Consider the following 17,846-nt stretch of genomic DNA (forward strand, 5'->3'; position numbering starts at 1 on the left):
TGTATGTAGCATTAGATGTATTATACATTAATATATGGGGATTGAAAAGTTGCATGGACAATCATCCTCGAACTTGCCATCTATCTTCTCTCGACAGGCAGTTCATGTTCGTCACGTTGAGGGGAAATGGTATACTATGCTTACCTAGTTTCATTGAAAGTGTGGGGTAAAAGTGTTAACCGATGACCAAGTATCTGTATTGCGAACCGCGCTTGGACCGCTCGAAATCCGAGTGATGGAGATCATTTGGGAAAATGGAGATGTAACGGTACAACAGGTTTTGGATGAACTGAACCAAGAGCATCGAGATTACGCTTATACAACAATTATGACCGTGATGAGTCGTTTGGCCAATAAAGGTCTTTTGAATCGTGAAACTTCGGGTCGATTTTATACCTATAAACCTGTCTTTGAGCCTGATGAACTCATGACACATTTTTCGTCCAAGGCTGTAGAGGAGATCCTTAAAGACTTCGGTGAACTCGCCATCGCGCAGTTCGTGGATACGATCGGGAATAATCCGGATTATTTGAAAAAGCTCAAACTGTTCATCGATCGACTTGACCAAGGTACGGAACCATGAGCGCCAATTCGTTTGAAAAAGTCCTTTCAGTTTTTGTTTTTGCACTCACTTCCTTCTTATGTATTCTCTATGCCTCGGCCGATACGATGTTCGGGCAAGGGCTAAACGTCGTGTGTAAAAGCCTCACGTTGAGTCATGGACGCTTTTGGGGACTGAGTGTTCTCTTGCTCATGGGTACCAGTACCCTGATGTTGTTCCTCGGAAGAATGGCTTATATCGCTCGACATACGAGACGGTGGATCGCGCCTATAAAAGAAAATGTTATCGAAGTCGAGCACACGGTAATTCGGGAGTTTCAGGCTCGACGGATAATTGACGTAGACGTGATTCATTCCGACCAGATTCTAGCGTGCTCCTATGGCCTGGTAAAACCAAGAATTTTGATCACGATGGGACAGATTTCACTTCTTAGTAGAGATGAACTTTTGGCCATTCTTGAGCACGAATATCGTCATTGTCGAAACAGGGATCCCTTACGAGTGCTTTTCGCCTACAGTGTTCGTTGGGCTTTATTTTTCATTCCAATGATCAAAGTCTGGACGGAGCGTTTTTTCCTTGAAAAAGAGATTGAGGCAGACCAAGCCGCAATTACAAATGTAGGCCTTCGACCCCTAGCTGTCAGTTTGTATAAGTCACTGACCATCGTCCAAAATGATGGCTCGTTACCGTTGGCTTTAAGCCTTAATGAACTCGTGAGCCATCGTATCGATTTTCTCACGCAAGGTACAATACACAGGAACCCAATTTCGGTTTCTACGCTGGTTGTCTCGCTGGTCAGTATCATGATCCTGGTTGTGGTCCTGATATTGTGTTTCATGTAACGTTTGCAAATGATTTCTAGACACGCCTTGACACAAGGAAGCCTTATTACTACACTTTCGTAGTAATAAGGCTTCCTTGTGTTCTACAGCCAGATTCAATAGCTGCTAGCCATAAGGCGAACGGCACCATAGATGATGGTTCCCGCCGAAAGTGGAGGAAACGTTCATGAATATGCAACCTATCATTGATCCAACCGTCGTTCATGTATTCTATCGGGAGTTGTTATGGGTAACGGCTGTAATTGTTGGGATCGGTCTCTTTCTTGGATTCTCTTGGTGGTTTTATCAGTTTCTCAGTGATAACAACTTAAAGGCGTATCGCTTCACGAATTTTGGTGATTTTCTGCGGTTTATCCGGGTCCGAGCCTTTCTGCCAGGTAAAACGGTTCATTCAGGGCGACGCGTGTTATGGTGGGGACTTGGAATCTTATGGTTGGTGGATGGTATTTTGCAGGCTCAGCCCGCGATGCCAAACGATGGATTTGTTGAGGACGTATTAGCTCCTGCTATTCAAGGTCAGCCCATTTGGTACGTCAGGGTACTCGCCGTGAACATTCAATTCTGGACAGATCATCCGATCGGGTCCGATGTCGTAGCCGTGATCCTTCAAATCGGCATTGGACTCCTTCTCCTTGTGGGTAAAGAACGGACAGCGGGCAAGATAGGCATATGGTTATCGATCGCCTGGGGATTGGCCATTTGGGTCTTCGGCGAAGGCATGGGGGGAATCCTGACTGGCAGCACTACTTCGCTCACCGGTGCCCCTGGTTCGGCACTGTTTTACGTCATAGGTGCGATTTTGCTTTTATTGCCGGACAAGTGGTGGTTGGAAGGGAATGCGATCCGAACATCTCGCTGGATTTTCTCCACCTTCTGGTTAATGGCAGGCATGGTACAGGCATGGCCCAGTGCAGGATTCTGGACTTCAAAAGGATTGTCGAGGGTCTTCAAGGGAGCGGCAAGTATGCCTCAACCCTCCTGGATGTCCGCTCCCATTGATGCCATGGCGAGACTGGCGGCAAGTCATCCGGTCTTTTGGAATGGATGGTTTGTGTTGTTTATGTTCCTTCTAGGAATCGGATTTGCAGTTGGAGGTCCAACGCGCCCAATTTTAACCTTGTCATTGGTTTGGCTTGCCTTTACATGGTGGATGGGACAAGACTTCGGCGTCATGGGCGGGGTAGGAACCGACCCCAATTCCTCTCCCGTACTGGCGCTACTCATCATCACGTTGTGGAAATTGGGTCGCGTCCGTTCCGCGTCAAAACGTAGTCAGAATACCTCATTGCATGATATTTCCATCCTCAGTCATGGACCGACGGAGTCTGGACAAGGCTAAGCGGGTCATCAGAGCGACAAAATGCATACACCCGAAGAGGATCCGAGGTGAACAAGGTGTCCAAATTCATGACACGACGTGAGTTTTTAACTGCACTGGCCGGTCTTGCACTGATCGGGATTGGAGGGTACCCATTTATCCGTCGGTGGTTGTTAGCTTCTACGGAGGAGCTTTCTTTACCGGCCAAACCTACTGTACCGTGGAACGGGCGAACGAGGAGTTTCCAGTTTGACATACGGTCTGGAGAGGTGAATTTGGGGAACGGAACAAGGTTTACCGGCTATTTAATTAACCAACAGTTTCCTGGACCGGAGATTCACGTCACCGAAGGAGATCGTGTCCAAGTCACGGTGAAGAATGGACTGGACAAACCCCTTACCGTTCATTGGCATGGTGTGAATGTTCCGAACCCGATGGATGGCGTCCCGGGTATTACACAGAATCCAATCTTACCCGGCCAACAATTTACGTATGACTTTGTGGCTTCGCCGTCGGGGACTCGTTGGTATCATTCTCACGTCTACGAGCTGGATGAAATCCCGAACGGGTTATTTGGCCCCCTCATCATCCACTCTACCTCCACTGAACCTTATACGTCGGATCGAGAAGAAACCCTTATCTTCTCCACGTGGGGCTATTCGACGACACCGGGCAATCTCCCTACATACGGAATGATGGGGGGTATGGGAAGTGGAATGGGGATGGGGAGCGGAATGATGAAGTCGGCGAGTCCCAATCTAACTTATCTGGTGAATGGAAAGGTACCTTCCGCCCTGAACGGTATTCCCATTCCGCCCGGGGCCAAGTTGCGATTGAGGTTGATTAACGCCAGTGCCACGGAGTCCTTTTTGCTCCAAGCGGATCATACGAATCTGCTCATTACCCATACCGATGGAAATCCCTTGTTAAAGCCCCAAGCCGTGAGCGAACTCTACATGGCACCGGCCGAACGTTATGATGTCATTCTTACTCCGAACCAGTCGGGGACGTGGTATTTGCGTTCGACGTTAGTTGGACAAGACTCGATTCGTATTCCGTTTATCACGCAAGGACAGGTTAGTCCATCTCTCGTTGCGAGTGTTCCAGCTTGGTCCTACCTGAATTTGGCTGCAGCCAATGGAGTTCTGCCACCGGCCGACCATATATTTCAACTGACCCTCAGCGGAGGAATGATGGGAAGCAGCCAATGGACCATCAACGGAGCTTCCTATCCAAATTCTGTGCCCCTGCGCGTGAGGAAGGGTGAACGAATCCGGATTGAAATGTTCAACATGAGCATGATGGAACATCCGATGCACTTGCATGGCCACACCTTCCAGGTGACCAGTTTTAATGGGCGTATTCTGGGATCCCCGCTTTTAAAAGACACCGTAGATGTTTTGCCCATGCAACGATGTACGATTGACTTTATGGCGAACAATCCAGGAAACTGGTTCTTCCATTGCCATAACTTGCAACACATGATGGGTGGACTCGCGACGGTCGTAGAATATCAGGATTATCCCCTGCCTCATGTCGATAAGTGGATGTAGTTGTGAACTACGAAAGTAGTGAAAGGATAGTACCCTTGACGAAAGGCCCAGAGACGGCCCATACACGATAAGTATCAAGATAATCAGACGATAAGGTAGCGCAAGCGCTCACTTACATCACGGACTGTTGAGGTTCACTTGTGTTCAGGTTGGTGGTATCAGAATAAAGACGGAGGACGTGACGTATGCATCCGATTTTATTTCATGTTGGAAGTTTTCCGGTCCGAGCCTATGGCCTAGTCATTTTACTGGCCATCTTTCTTGCGACGCAGGTGAGCATCACTCTTGTAAGATTGACAGTGAAAGAATATGAACAACACATCGTTCCTTTGGTTTACTCGGTCGTCATTGGCGCACTCATTGGGGCACGCGTGTGGCAAGTTTTTTTCTTTACACCGACTTACTATTTTGCCCATCCTGGTGAAATGCTCGCGATTTGGAATGGCGGTTTGTCGATACAGGGCGGAATTGTTGGCGGGCTGATTGTCGGGATTTGGTATTGCAGACGCCACCATCTGCCGTTCTGGCACGTGGCCGACCTTCTTGCACCTTCCATTATCTTAGGTCAAGGGATTGGACGAATCGCTTGTTTGCTCAATGGGGATGCATTCGGCGCGCCAACCGGAGGAAATTTCGGTCTTGTGTATCCACCAGGGACATTGGCCTATGAAACTTATGGGTCTCAACCATTGTGGCCAGCTGAAGTGTTCGAAGGCCAAATGGACATCGTGATTTTTGCGATTCTGTTTGCGTTGTTACGTAAGAAGCTGCCACGAGGAATGATGTTCTTACTCTACAATATCCTATACAGCGCGGGTCGGTTTGGACTGGAGTTTTTACGAGGAGACAGTCCGAGATTTTTGTTGGGTTGGACAGCCGCGCAGTGGACGAGCATGGTTGTCGTAGCATTGGCTCTGATCATGATAATGGTTCTCAGGGGCCAGGACAGACCAAGAAGAGTTCCAGTGAATTAATTTCGGGATGGCTGAAATTGAAATATATCGCGTCAGTGGATGGGGGAGAGGCATGAACCGTAGATGGGGACTCCTAGCGGCCGGAATTCTGATGATATCCGTCATGGGAATTGGTGTTGTGTCCCTCGGTGGTCACACGATGGTTCCGAAGGAACAGGATCAAATTATACCGGTATCTGCAATGAATTGGCAGAATAATGGCGCGAATGGCCAGCGAATTGTAAAAATTATCGGAGGACATCTTGTGGCCCCGACCCAAGGAGTGGTCTTGACAGATACCCACTGCAATCCAGATGCAAAGGGACTAAGCCATTGTCATAACGTGATTCGACTTAAGAATCATCAAACGATCAAGGTCATTGATACTCACAATATAATGCATTATGGATGCCTTCGAATTGACGAACCAGTATCTGTGACGCCACTCGGGGCATCTTGGGCACGTGTTACGATAAAAATGTAATCAGAACGAACCATGATTGACTCTCCATTTGTTAATATCGCAAACGCCACGACACCCGAAATGCGCACTTTGTCATGGCGCCTCCGCACATTTTATACAAGAAGCCCTGCATGCCAGCAGGGCTGATTATTCATGGGCTTTGACACGCAAAAGTCGAATTCCATTCAAGGTAACCAAGACGGACGCTCCCATATCCGCCAGGATTGCCAACCACAGTGTTAGCCAGCCTGGAAATACCAACAACACGGCAATGACCTTAACAACCAGCGAAAAACCGATGTTCTGCCGGATGATTCGTAATGCGGCTCGACTTAACTGGATCGTGAAAGGGAGTTTCGTCAAGTCATCCGCCATGAGTGTAATGTCGGCCGTTTCCATGGCTGTGTCCGTACCCGCTCCACCCATCGCAATTCCCACTGTAGCTGTGGCAAGGGCCGGCGCATCGTTAATTCCGTCTCCAACCATGGCTACCTTTTCATCCTGGTCAAGGATTTTCTGAACTGTCTCCACCTTGTCCTGTGGAAGTAATTCAGCGTGGAATTCATCGATCCGAGACATTTCAGCCACCGCTCTTGCTGTGGCGGCATTATCTCCGGTCAACATGATCGTTCGCTTAATCCCAACTTTTTTGAGTTGCGAAATGACCGTCGGGATGACGTCACGAATCTCGTCGGCTACTGCGATGATTCCCAAAATCCTGTGCCTGGTACCGATGATCATGGCCGTCTTGCCTTCATTTTGAAGAGAGGACACACGCTGCGATACGTCGTCCAATCGAAGTTCCAATTCATCGAATAGCTTCATGTTGCCAATGTAGTAGGTCTCACTTTCAATGACACCCCGAACGCCTCGTCCAGTGAGCGCTGTGACGTCCTCCGCTGCTTGAATCCGAATGAATTGCTTTTCACCCGCTTGAACAATGGCTTTGGCCAGCGGATGTTCGGACCTTATTTCCAGATTGCTGGCTATCTGAAGCAAGTTCGTTTTAGTGATTCCATCAAAGGGAATGACATCCGTAACGATTGGACGACCCTTTGTGAGGGTTCCGGTTTTATCAAACGCTATAGCCTTGAGAGAACCCGCTTGTTCCAGGTAGATTCCGCCTTTAATCAGAACCCCGTTCCGGGCCGCACTACTGATGGCACTGACAATGGCCACCGGAGTGGAGACCACGAGCGCACATGGGCAAGAGACCACAAGAAGGGCAAGTCCTCGGTAAATCCACGGTCCCCAGGGGTATCCCATGACCAGCGGCGGAAGGAAGACAATGAATACGGCCAACGTCAAGACAATGGGGGTGTAGATGGCCGCAAAACGATCCACGAACGCTTGTGAAGGCGCACGTTTCGTTTGCGCTTCTTCGACCAAATGAATGATTTTTGCGATGGTCGTATCTTCTACACGCTTGGTGACTTCAATTTCCAGGGAGCCATTGGTATTGAGCGTCCCGGCAAATACTTCGGCTCCGGGTCCCTTATCGGCGGGTACAGATTCCCCGGTGATGGCCGCCTCGTTGATCGCCGATTCACCCTTTATGATTAGGCCGTCCATAGCAATCTTCTCACCGGGGCGAATAATCAAGGTATCTCCAATTTCCACTTCATCGACGGGAACTTCCATCTCGACAGGTAAAGCAAATTCTCCCACGGGCCGCCGTATCCTGGCCACCTTCGGTGCAATATCCATCAAATCTCGGATGGATTTACGAGCCTTTTCCATACTCCAGGCTTCCAGAAGTTCTGAGACGGAGTAAAGAAAGGCAACGGTGGCTCCTTCTTCCCATTTTCCAATCGCCATCGCCCCGATGATGGCCGTGGTCATCAACACACTCATATTGAAATCGAGCTTGGGAAGAGCGTACCAAGCTTTGCGAGCATTTCCCCATCCGCCACTGACGATGGCTATCAGGTAGAGGGGAAGGAACACGCTCTCTGGAGCATGAAGATGTTGAGACAGAAAGGCAACGAGAAGCACTACGCCGGAAATAATCGTGCGAATCAATTCCCAGTCTACATGCCGCTCACTGCGACCTTGCTGTGCTTGTGTTGCACCTTCCGGTAAAATCCGGTAATTCTCTTTCTTAGCCTCCTGAAGAACCTGTTCAATCGTTACTTCACCTTCAATTGTAATTTTACCAGCAGTGGGATTGAGAACCGCCCTGGCCACGCCAGGAAGAGCCGCTACATTCTTCTCGAACTTGGCGGCGCAGTCCAGTCAGGTGATTCCTTCCACTCGGAACACCGTCTTTTTCAGTCTTGTCGTAACTTCCGTAGCAGTCACTTGGTATCCCTCCCTTCCACAAATGACATACTGTCTAATGTTTCCCGGATAAAGCCTTTGATATGGGGGTTTGCCAGCCGGTAATAAACCAACTTCCCATTCTTTCGGTATTTGGCAAGCCCCATATGGTGTAAGAGCCGTAGATGGTACGATGCTGTGGCTTTACTGCTCCCAATCACAGCAGCCACATCACACACACAAAGTTCCGCTTCACTGAGCGCATAGACAATCTTGGCTCGTGTATCATCGGCCAAGGCTTTGAATATGAAGACAATGTTGCTCACCTGATCCAGGTGTGGCTTGATACGATTAACCACCTCGGTATTTATACAATCCACTTGACAAACGGGGACGTCGTGTTCGAATCGTTCTGAAGTAGGTACTTTTTTCAAATGGCACACCTCATCATTCAAATATTCACTTGATCGTTATACCATCATCATATACGTAGGATGTCTTTTCTGCAATAGCCTTGCGATTCGGAAATGGATTGAGGAGGATCCGAGTGGTAAGTCAGACCACAGTGTTTTTTGAAATGTGCATTAGATGTAGAGATCGCCACCGTCATACGTGGACTATGTGCGGCAGTTTTATAACGGAAGGGGAGGCGGCTGGACGTTTATAATTCCAATCCGCTGAACCAAAACGACATTTACAGGAGGCAGTAGCCACAAAACCTGCTATGCAACCTTGATTGACTCACGAACCTCGGCTTGATTAAGATGCTTGAGAGGTCGTGATTGGTACGGGTTCCACCTGCTAATTCAACGATAGCAGCAAGAGCTTGTTCTAAAAGTCGCCCCCTTCTTACAACAAGAACTACCTTTTTAAGAGCATAACGAATACGCCTACCAGACAAATTGCCGCACCTATCCATTCACTCAAGTCAGGGAACCGCTTATCAATGAACCGGCCCCAGAGTACAGCCATTGTTATGAAAATCCCACCATAGGCGGCGTACGTCTTGCCAAACGAAAATTCTTGGCGAGTGGCAAGTACACCATACAAAATCATGATAACTGCACCGACAATTCCGACCCAAAGTGGCTTCCCATTTTTTAGCCATTGCCAAATAAGATACCCTCCGCCAATCTCGGCTAGACCTGCCAAAATAAACAAAAATATCGCTCTGATTATCATTTTGTATCTCCGATCCTTACCTACGTCAATACACGAATCCAGTTCATCTTGTTCCTGTACCATGCAAACAACAATGCCCTAAGTGCATTGTCAACAGCAATACTTGCCCATACGGCAGGAAGCCCCAATCCCAACTTCCAAGCGAATACGTACACCCCAAGTGTCCTCACAATCCATATTCCAATCGTCGTGACGATCATCGGGTACTTACTGTTCCCACCTGCCTGAATGGCCGCTGTATCAACTAAGACGGCTGCTAAAAATGGTTGCGATACGATATCAATCGCTAGGATGATGGTCAATAAATGGATAACTCGTTGATTATGCGTAAAAAGCAAACCAAACCAAGGGCTCGTTGCACATAAAATTGCTGTTACGGCCGTCATGAACACTGCCGATTGGATATAACTTGCCCTCCGATATGCAAGCGCATCAGACTCGTTTCCACTACCTATTGCCTGTCCAATCGTCGTTGTGGCAGCCGTGGCAAACCCGCCGCCAATTGTATATGCGAAAGTGGTGACCGTCCCCGCAATATTGTGTGTGGCATATACATCAACACCCATTCGTACGATCAGCCCAAAATAAATGACTTGACCTAGCCGCATAGAGAGTCGCTCAATCGCTGCGGGAATGGCAAATTTAATCATGCTGAAGACTAAGGTTTTACGGAACACAACATCCTTTCGGGTAAGCGCCAATGTTTCTACTTGACGGGACTTGATCCACAGCCGGACAGATGCATACACCCGAGCCAGAATCATCGCCCAGCCCGCACCGGCAATGCCCCATCCCGGAATCGGTCCAACCCCGAAGATAAGTACGTAGTCCAGGATGACATGCACTACATTCATCTCTAACCCTACACGAAGCGGTGTTTTAGTGTCGCCGATTGCTCGGAACGATGCCGACTGGGCGGTGAACAGTGCGATGAGCGGAGAAAGACCCAAGACTGTTCGGAAGTAAGGGAAAGCTGTCCGTTGAAGTTGTCCGTGTGCCCCCATGATGTGCAGTAATGGGGTAGCCAGGACGACGGAAATCACGCCTAATACGACTCCAATTGCAACAGCTATCACGAGTCCGTGCCAGACAGCTGATCGGCCACGTTCATTGTCTTTGGCCCCGATTGCCCGAGACAGGAATACGGACAAAGCGGCGGATATGGCAATGAACACGCCGATGAACGTCATGCTGTAAACGTTTGTTACACCAACCGCATCAATCGCAACCAGGCCTAATTTGGCTATGAAAAATGTGTCCACGACGCCGAGTAGGTTTTGCAAATACGCTTCTCCGATAGCCGGCCAGGCAATGGAGAACACTCGTTTGCTGGCAACAGATAAATTCAAGACCACATTCAACCCCATCTCCAAATGCTGTCTAAATATCCCGAATGACACGGGAAATACTCCGAAAGGGTTTCGAGTTTTAGAGTTTCTGACCACAGGCAGGGCAAAATGATGCATTGGTCGGTACGTCCGCTCCACAATTTGAACATTGGACTGGCTTTGGCTTCAGGTTTGTTCCACACTGGGAACAAAAGTTACTGGAAACTTCGTTTGCCCACCCACACGCTGGACATTTTGTAACCGCTACAGAGCGTTGAGGGTTTTGTGCTCCTTCACGGTATGGCTCGCCCCGGTGACGATCATGATGATGGTCTTCATGGTGACCATGATGCTCATGAGAATGTTCCTCATGATGTCCTCCGTGGTGTCCTCCATGATGCCCGCCATGGTGATTTCCGTGATGACCTCCGCCAAACAATTCTCTAAAAAAGTCCGACATTCTGGCTCTCCCCCCTTAGTGGTAATGTGCCATTTCCATCGTGGCACAGAGTTCTGAATTATCATGTGGATGCTGTATGTCTTCCATCTGCACCGTGACATGCCCAATCCCCAGGTGAACCATACGATGCTCTAAGTTCTGTAAAATACACTGACTGTCCCGAATGGACATCTCTCCGTCTAACACGACGTGACAGGACAATGCGTTTTTCCCACTTGTGATACTCCATACGTGAACGTCATGCACATCCCGTACACCCGAAACAGCTTTTATTTCATGAATGACCTTCGATAAGTCGATTCCCTTCGGAGTGCCTTCCATCAGAACTCCGACCGTTTGCTGCACGATCCGCCAAGCGCCTGATGCAATCAGCAAAGCAATGAGGACACTCAAGATTGGGTCGACCACATACCATCCTGTGGCCATGATGATGACCCCACCTACAATGACCCCGGCCGAAGCTGCTGCGTCCCCAAGCATGTGCAGAACGGCACTTTTCACGTTGATGTCTTCTTCCTTGCGCATACCAAAACCAAGATAAAGATTCATCAACAAACCGATACCTGCACTGATGAACATCCATGTCGGCGTGACCTGCTCAGGACGCTGAAACCGTCCATACGCTTCCCACAAAATCCAGATGGTGATGAGAATCAGGGTGATCCCATTGATGAGCGCCGCCAAAATCCCTGCCCTGTGGTAACCGTATGTCATCTTTTGGTTTGAGGGTTTTTCAGCTTGTTTTATCGCAAACCAGGAAAGTGCAATGGCTGCGATATCTGTAAGCACATGGCCAGCGTCGGCCAATAGGGCCAGGCTGTGTGACAGCAGGCCACCAATTATCTCGGCCATCAAAATCACCAACGTTAGGAAAAACGCTGCTCTCATTTTTTCGGCGGGTGCGTGACTGTGAAACACATCCCTGTGATCGTGATCGTGATCATGGCCTTGGTCCTGAATCTCATTACCTCTACTCATAGACACTCTCTCCATCACTTTCTACATGTGTAATATGATCGATTCCCATTTGCAACAAGCCAACAATATGGGCGTCGTCACATGTGTAATACACCATATTGCCATCTCGCCTGTTTTTCACAATGCGTAATGTCCGCAAGTACCGTAACTGATGGGATACAGCCGATTGTGTCATACCCAGGACTTCTGCCAAATCACAGACACACAGTTCTCGCCGAGTCAGATTGTGCAGAATGCGAATTCGTGTGGGGTCTGCCAGTGCCTTAAATGACTCGGACAAACTTTGCACGGTCGCAAGACTAAGCTGCTTTGGTAAACAGTCTGCCACAGCCTCCGCATGGACAAGTTGACCATCGCAACAATCGTGTTGTAAATTGACTTCCACAAGGAATACCACCTTTATGAACATATACTCATATATTCATCATACCAACGGACATCGAAATGTAAACATGACCCTAAGACTCACTTTCGAGGCCACGGGGGTGCCGAAGGAGAGTGAGACAAGTAGAAAATCTCGTCATGGTGTTGTAGGAATTGCTCGTAGTGACGGTCTCGATTCTGGTCGTAGAAATCCATGAACTTTGGACTCGAACAAAAGCTGTATCAAGTATACTATGGCTTGGTTTAGCCGTCATTTCAATTCCCACTCGTGTCCATTCTTAGATGAAACGACAAATTGGCGCTACCATCAGCAGTATGGCTTTAATAGTGGATAGATCGCGTCTCGTTTGTGGTTATATGGACTGAACTGCAGTTGTCGCAGTGACATTGACGACGTGGTTCGGCTGGTGGTGGGCCGATTCCATAGGTGCCTTAGTACTTTCTTGAATTTGTTGTTCGGACAGCGAACCAAGCCCTTAAGGAGGCCAGAGGTTAGACGATTGACTGAATTCGCAAGTCGCTTCAATCAAATGCTGTATGCATTTGTATGCAAATGAATGCTCGACTGGTATACTTAGTTTGGGAGGTGATCCCCATGCCAGAGACATTTCGCAGGGGGAAAATTGAGGATTTCATCCGGCGGTTGCAGGTTCGAAAGGATATTTTGAAGAAGCAGTTGGAGCAGCAGGAATTTCAAGACCAACAGCAATACATCAAGGGACAGATCTATGCTGTGGATACCATCCTTCAAGAATTGGAGGCGGAATTTCGCACCAGTGGTCCATATGGGCGTACGATGAGAGGTTGCCGTATGCGGGAAATGAAGGCGGACCCGTAAATCGGGGTCATGTACGTGTACATGTTCCATTCGGTTCTGTGATAAATTGACTTCCAGTTAAGGAAAGGGTGACTGAACATGATGATGTTTCCCATGGCCTTCGGCTTCATGTGGATGATCATCCCGATTCTCTTGTTTACTCTTGGGGTTGCAGTGTTGTTATGGGTTGGAGTTCGAGTGTTTCGCCGCGTTTTTACCGATCACTTCAGTAATTCGGAAAGAACGGCCGTTCGCATTTTGCAGGAGCGATACGCCAGAGGTGAAATTGACGAAGAGGAGTACCACTCGCGGATGAAACACCTGAAAGAAAACTGAACCGCGGTATTGTTTTGGCTCGATGTCACTCTGGGCCACGAAAGTCCTTGACATATCATGTCGTCGCATCAATAATATTTGATGACAGGAGGTACGCAACGATGCTGGGTGATTGCAACAAGAACAATACGTGCACTACGGAAATTCCTCGAATTCACCGTGGTGAAATTCCCCTTCTGGAAGGTGCGCAAGTACGGGCAGTCACAAGCGTTGCCAAGGCTCTTGCTGATCCAATTCGTGTGCAAATGGTATATTTGCTCTCTAGGAATAAAGACTTTTGTACATGCGAATTCGAAGAGATACTGGAACTGTCTCAATCCAAGGTATCCTATCACTTGAAACAACTCTTGGACGCTGGGATTGTAACAAGGGAGATCCATGGTTCCTGGAGTCACTATCGTCTTGTAGATAACGAATTATTAAATTATCTTGAGATTTGTAATGTGTTGGTAACCGGGTAAAATTCGAGTTTTGTTTTGCCTATTATATCAAATTATCTTGTTAAACAAATCAATTTGATAGGAGTGAGCACGGTGGAAGCAACACAGATCCTAGAACTGGAGATTGATGGTCTTTGTTGCACCGAATGTTCTATGAGTATCGAAAAAGCGCTCAAGCGTACACATGGTGTCGTGGAGTATCAATTTCTCTTTGGTGCTGAAAAGGCCGTGGTTCAGTATTTGCCTAGTCAAACGAAACCGTCGGATATCGAGAAATCGATTAAAAGTTTCGGGCATTCGGTTCGAAATCGTAGCATCCGTAAGCCTGCGTCGGAAACCACTGAAACTACTGAAACTACTGAGGCCCCGGCCTCAACGGACCAAGAGTTGTCAAAGGCGGAATTCGTCGTGGACGGATTATGCTGTACAGAATGCGTCACGAGCATTGAGGGAGTCCTTAAACAATTAGAGGGGATATCACACTACGACCTTTTATTCGGCGCGGAAAAGGCCATTGTTTCGTTTGATTCGTCCAAAACGACCATAAAAGATATCGAGCGAGCGATTCGCTGTACGGGATACCGCGTGAAAGAAACAAAGACCATCTCTGAAACTGCATCGGTGGTTTCCGGGTCCTGTTCCGAGGGAACTTGTACAACCTGTAGCCCCACACCAATTACACACGCCACGGGAACTTCACAAATTGGCGGCAGATTTGCAAGTGTGGCCAAAGGGTCGTGGAATTCGATCCGTTTTTGGTTTGTAGCCGTCATCGCTCTCGTGGTGCTTGGGGAAGTTACTGGAGAGACATTCGGGTGGTTAGACCGCCTAATAGAGGTCGTACCAATCTGGCTACTCCTCGTCGCAACGGCTCTTGGTGGCTATCCGATTTTCCGTCGTGCATTGTTAGGGATTCGGTCGAAGCAGTCCAATGTCGATCAGATGATGAGCGTTGGTATTCTGGCTGCCATATTGGTTGGCCAATTTGTTTCTGCGCTTCTTTTAGTGTTTTTCATGTCGATTGCGCATTACCTTGAAGGATACACCGTAAACCAGGTACGGCAAGCCATTCGCCACCTCGTTGAGTTGGCTCCGTCAACGGCTCGGGTCGTTCGCGGGGAAGAAGAAGCCGAGTTACCCGTAGGACAGGTGAAACCGGGGGAAATTGTGCGGGTTCGTCCCGGAGAACGCATTCCAGTGGACGGTCACGTGGTTGAGGGCAAGGCTGTGGTTAATCAGGCTACTATTACAGGTGAATCTTTACCTGTCGAAAAGGGCAGGGGTGACGAGGTGTATGCCGGCACGATTGCCGAACGTGGGTTCCTTGATGTGAAAATGGAGCGCTCGGGCGAACAAACCATGTTGGGTCAGATTATTCACTTAGTCGAGTATGCAGAGGCCCAGAAAGCGCCGATACAACGCTTCGCTGACAAATTTACCGCTTGGTTTTTGCCGTCTGTGCTTGCGATTGCACTTCTGACGTACATCCTGAGTGGGCATCTCATGTATGCAGTGGCAGTACTCGTGGCGGCATGTCCGTGTGCGGTAGGGCTTGCCACTCCGTTGTCAGTCGTATCGAGTGTGGGAAGTGCCGCCCGCCGGGGGTTGCTTATCAAGGGTGGCTTGACATTGGAGACTTTGGCCCGCGTCGATACGTTCGTGGTTGACAAGACAGGTACACTGACCCTTGGCGAACCTCAGGTCACGGAAGTTGTGCCGGCCTCCGATTTTTTCGACGAAGAGACGATAATTCAATTAGCGAGTTCTCTGGAACGGTTTTCTGAGCACCCGCTTGCGGGGGCTATTAGGAAGGTTGCATTCAATAGAGAGATTCCATTAATCGACGCGGAAGACTTCGCGGGTTTACCGGGGTTGGGTCTTCGCGGTCGGATCAACGGAAAGCAGATGTTTCTAGGAAATCGCAAGTGGCTAACCCAAAACGGGGTTGAGATATCATCAGAACGATCGATTGAAGCCGAAGAGTTTGAAAGTGCAGGCCAAACGGTCTTGTTCCTTGCACGGGAGAATTCCTGTATTGGATTGATTGCCGTGGCAGACCCAGTCCGACCAAATGTGGCACAGGCTCTCAACCAACTCCGTAAAATGGGTATCCGAAAAGTGGTACTGCTATCGGGGGATAATGCTCATGTCGTAGAAGCAGTTGCGAATGAGTTGGGAATTGACGATGTACATGCAGAATGTTTGCCCACAGACAAAATTCGCTTCGTACAGTCCTTGCAAGCAGAAGGTCACGTGGTCGCTGTGGTTGGAGATGGCGTCAATGATGCGCCGTCACTTGTTCAAGCGGATGTCGGAATCGCCATGGGGGTGGTGGGTAGTGACATTGCGACGGAGGCCGCCGATGTGGTTCTCATGCGGGATGACTGGAGGCAGGTAGTCGATGCTATTGAGATTGGTCGTCGAACGGCACGCACGATTCGTCAGAATATTGGTATCGGAATCGGGTGGAACGTGATGACCCTTGGAATGGCATCTATAGGTATTATTGGTCCAGTTCTCTCCGCCGCATCTGAAGCAATGCCAGACGTATTCGTCGCACTGAATTCCTCTCGACTCTACCGAAAAAATCCCGCAACGAAGGTTTAATGTCTCTGCGGATGCAGTACCTATCAAATAATCCTGTGGAGGTAAACGTCTGGTAGGTTAGAAGCTTTGGACCGTAGTTGTAGGAATCTTGGGGATAGCAGGGGTTTAGATGTACGCCTGGCAATTAACAGCCGACAAGTTGTACAGAGCCGACGATCGGTTTCAAGGACCGTCATCGGCATGCTACAAGTAAACAACATTGGAGTTGAGGTGTTGTAGAACGACACTTGAGGTCGATGACCTATGAGGGGTAGGTGAAAATGATGAAGAAACGATCTCTCGCTACCGTCACCGTCACGCTGATTTTGGGACATCAAACAGAATACGAAAATTTGAGAATAGGCAAGTTAGTAAAATTCTTAAGACCGTAATTGAAGTCGTAGTAACACTATGATCATGGAGGGTCGCTTCGTACTGGATTTGTGGCGTAATACCTAGTTGGACCTGCATGGGGTGCAACAAGCGAACATTTCCATATCCAGAATATACAAAAACACAATTGATTGAATTGAATGGAAGGAGGAAGCGGAGTATGCATCGACAAGGTCGAGGAAAATATAAGACAAAGCGCAAACTCTACCGATTCCTAACAGTGATGGGGATAACTTTCCTGATTGGTGGGGTTCTTTATGTTTGGCGCGACGTACGGTTGCAAAGCCACGTTATCAACCACGCGAAAACATCCAAGGTGCCATCGAATGGTACACATGTTCAGGAATCCCATAAAGTTCAACACACAGAAGCTTTGCCAACGGCAGCTTTAATTGATGTTCCTCCTCAGTCGCAGTTTCCTCAGTTGCCGACAGGATGCGAGGTTACAAGTCTATCTATGTTGTTTACAGCAATCGGACATCCCGTGGATAAAATGACATTGGCCCGAAAGGAACCGACGGATCCGACAAAAAGAGTGTTGGGACCCAATGGAAGTATCGTGTACTGGGGCAATCCAAACGTTGGATTCGTGGGAGATGTATATTCGCAGTTCAATGGTTACGGCATTTTTCATGGGCCAATTGTGACTTTGATTAATGAGATACTACCGGGAAGGGCAGAGGATCTTACTGGTCTTCCGTTTACAGATATACTTTCCGTTGTGGCTCATGGAACTCCGGTCATGGTTTGGACAACAGCCACCTTTAAACCTACTTCCATGTGGGAGACTTGGAATAGTAAGGAGGGTATAGTTCGTGTGACGATGGAGGAACATGCCGTATTGCTCGTTGGATATGACCAAACTCAACTCTTTATAAATGATCCCCTGAACGGTACGAAAGCCGAGCCCGTAAATCGCCAACAATTTATTGCAGCTTGGAAACAACTCGGGAAGCAGGCTGTGACAATAAAAAAGAACACATAGTGGGTAC

Annotated in this window: 17 protein-coding genes and 2 pseudogenes; 11 read left to right on the plus strand and 8 right to left on the minus strand. The window is 48.5% G+C overall.

Translation table 11 applies throughout. The features are described from left to right. Positions 1-172 precede the first annotated feature (172 nt). From JC200_RS20430 to lgt, 5 genes are all read left to right on the plus strand, one after another. A complete protein-coding gene (locus JC200_RS20430; protein WP_274433549.1) occupies positions 173-583 on the plus strand; it encodes a BlaI/MecI/CopY family transcriptional regulator in 411 nt (136 codons plus the stop codon). Continuing rightward, on the plus strand, positions 580-1,404 hold the full coding sequence (locus tag JC200_RS20435; RefSeq protein ID WP_274433550.1) for a M56 family metallopeptidase: 825 nt from the start codon (positions 580-582) through the stop codon (positions 1,402-1,404). The genes JC200_RS20430 and JC200_RS20435 overlap by 4 nt, the downstream gene beginning before the upstream one ends. 151 nt (positions 1,405-1,555) lie before the next feature. Beyond that, a complete protein-coding gene (locus JC200_RS20440; RefSeq protein ID WP_274433551.1) occupies positions 1,556-2,743 on the plus strand; it encodes a hypothetical protein in 1,188 nt (395 codons plus the stop codon). Positions 2,744-2,811: 68 nt separating this feature from the next. Further along, positions 2,812-4,275 carry a multicopper oxidase family protein gene (locus JC200_RS20445; RefSeq protein ID WP_274433552.1) on the plus strand — a complete coding sequence of 488 codons (1,464 nt, stop codon included), beginning with the start codon at positions 2,812-2,814 and terminating at the stop codon, positions 4,273-4,275. Between the two features lie 185 nt (positions 4,276-4,460). Beyond that, positions 4,461-5,249 carry a prolipoprotein diacylglyceryl transferase gene (lgt, locus tag JC200_RS20450; protein WP_274433553.1) on the plus strand — a complete coding sequence of 263 codons (789 nt, stop codon included), beginning with the start codon at positions 4,461-4,463 and terminating at the stop codon, positions 5,247-5,249. Positions 5,250-5,838: 589 nt separating this feature from the next. Here lgt and JC200_RS20455 read toward each other — a convergent pair. The 8 genes and pseudogenes from JC200_RS20455 to JC200_RS20485 form a co-directional block, all read right to left on the minus strand. After that, positions 5,839-7,965: a heavy metal translocating P-type ATPase gene (locus JC200_RS20455; RefSeq protein WP_443111929.1), complete on the minus strand. Its 2,127-nt coding sequence runs from the start codon at positions 7,963-7,965 to the stop codon at positions 5,839-5,841. 23 nt (positions 7,966-7,988) lie between these two features. Then, a complete protein-coding gene (locus JC200_RS20460) occupies positions 7,989-8,384 on the minus strand; it encodes an ArsR/SmtB family transcription factor (protein WP_274433555.1) in 396 nt (131 codons plus the stop codon). 427 nt (positions 8,385-8,811) lie between these two features. Next, the gene (locus JC200_RS20465) at positions 8,812-9,132 is read right to left on the minus strand and encodes a YnfA family protein (RefSeq protein ID WP_443111848.1); all 321 of its coding nucleotides are present in this window, start codon (positions 9,130-9,132) and stop codon (positions 8,812-8,814) included. 20 nt (positions 9,133-9,152) lie between these two features. After that, positions 9,153-10,532, minus strand: a complete 1,380-nt coding sequence (locus tag JC200_RS20470) for an MATE family efflux transporter (protein WP_274433556.1) — start codon at positions 10,530-10,532, stop codon at positions 9,153-9,155. Between the two features lie 28 nt (positions 10,533-10,560). After that, positions 10,561-10,710, minus strand: a pseudogene (locus tag JC200_RS24575) (zinc-ribbon domain-containing protein); the annotation flags it as partial. Between the two features lie 14 nt (positions 10,711-10,724). After that, positions 10,725-10,895, minus strand: coding sequence for a hypothetical protein (locus tag JC200_RS20475; protein WP_274433557.1), 171 nt, complete (start codon positions 10,893-10,895; stop codon positions 10,725-10,727). A gap of 40 nt (positions 10,896-10,935) precedes the next feature. Continuing rightward, complete coding sequence (locus JC200_RS20480) at positions 10,936-11,898, minus strand: cation diffusion facilitator family transporter (RefSeq protein ID WP_274433558.1); 963 nt, start codon at positions 11,896-11,898, stop codon at positions 10,936-10,938. Further along, entirely contained in the window at positions 11,891-12,307 is a 417-nt protein-coding gene (locus JC200_RS20485; protein ID WP_274433559.1) for an ArsR/SmtB family transcription factor, read from the minus strand. Before JC200_RS20485 ends, JC200_RS20480 begins: the two co-directional genes overlap by 8 nt. Positions 12,308-12,877: 570 nt before the next feature. Here JC200_RS20485 and JC200_RS20490 point away from each other — a divergent pair. From JC200_RS20490 to JC200_RS20505, 6 genes and pseudogenes are all read left to right on the plus strand, one after another. Continuing rightward, positions 12,878-13,120, plus strand: a complete 243-nt coding sequence (locus tag JC200_RS20490; RefSeq protein WP_206652361.1) for a hypothetical protein — start codon at positions 12,878-12,880, stop codon at positions 13,118-13,120. Between the two features lie 78 nt (positions 13,121-13,198). Next, entirely contained in the window at positions 13,199-13,435 is a 237-nt protein-coding gene (locus JC200_RS20495) for an SHOCT domain-containing protein (protein WP_274433560.1), read from the plus strand. Positions 13,436-13,536: 101 nt separating this feature from the next. Next, the gene (locus JC200_RS24580; protein WP_443111849.1) at positions 13,537-13,896 is read left to right on the plus strand and encodes an ArsR/SmtB family transcription factor; all 360 of its coding nucleotides are present in this window, start codon (positions 13,537-13,539) and stop codon (positions 13,894-13,896) included. A gap of 72 nt (positions 13,897-13,968) precedes the next feature. Then, positions 13,969-14,451, plus strand: a pseudogene (locus tag JC200_RS24585) (copper ion binding protein); the annotation flags it as partial. 147 nt (positions 14,452-14,598) lie between these two features. Next, entirely contained in the window at positions 14,599-16,482 is a 1,884-nt protein-coding gene (locus tag JC200_RS20500) for a heavy metal translocating P-type ATPase (RefSeq protein WP_274433562.1), read from the plus strand. A gap of 532 nt (positions 16,483-17,014) precedes the next feature. Next, complete coding sequence (locus JC200_RS20505; protein WP_274433563.1) at positions 17,015-17,839, plus strand: C39 family peptidase; 825 nt, start codon at positions 17,015-17,017, stop codon at positions 17,837-17,839. Positions 17,840-17,846 lie beyond the last annotated feature (7 nt).

This window comes from Alicyclobacillus sp. ALC3 (assembly GCF_028751195.1).
Classification (GTDB): domain Bacteria; phylum Bacillota; class Bacilli; order Alicyclobacillales; family Alicyclobacillaceae; genus Alicyclobacillus_L.

Bases quoted from the DNA above. Each gene is read 5' to 3' on its own strand.
- JC200_RS20435 (WP_274433550.1), top strand. From the start codon at position 580: ATGAGCGCCAATTCGTTTGAAAAAGTCCTTTCAGTTTTTGTTTTTGCA.
- JC200_RS20445 (WP_274433552.1), top strand. From the start codon at position 2,812: ATGACACGACGTGAGTTTTTAACTGCACTGGCCGGTCTTGCACTGATC.
- lgt (WP_274433553.1), top strand. From the start codon at position 4,461: ATGCATCCGATTTTATTTCATGTTGGAAGTTTTCCGGTCCGAGCCTAT.
- JC200_RS20465 (WP_443111848.1), bottom strand. From the start codon at position 9,132: ATGATAATCAGAGCGATATTTTTGTTTATTTTGGCAGGTCTAGCCGAG.
- JC200_RS20480 (WP_274433558.1), bottom strand. From the start codon at position 11,898: ATGAGTAGAGGTAATGAGATTCAGGACCAAGGCCATGATCACGATCAC.
- JC200_RS20485 (WP_274433559.1), bottom strand. From the start codon at position 12,307: ATGTTCATAAAGGTGGTATTCCTTGTGGAAGTCAATTTACAACACGAT.
- JC200_RS20490 (WP_206652361.1), top strand. From the start codon at position 12,878: ATGCCAGAGACATTTCGCAGGGGGAAAATTGAGGATTTCATCCGGCGG.
- JC200_RS20495 (WP_274433560.1), top strand. From the start codon at position 13,199: ATGATGATGTTTCCCATGGCCTTCGGCTTCATGTGGATGATCATCCCG.
- JC200_RS24580 (WP_443111849.1), top strand. From the start codon at position 13,537: ATGCTGGGTGATTGCAACAAGAACAATACGTGCACTACGGAAATTCCT.
- JC200_RS20505 (WP_274433563.1), top strand. From the start codon at position 17,015: ATGCATCGACAAGGTCGAGGAAAATATAAGACAAAGCGCAAACTCTAC.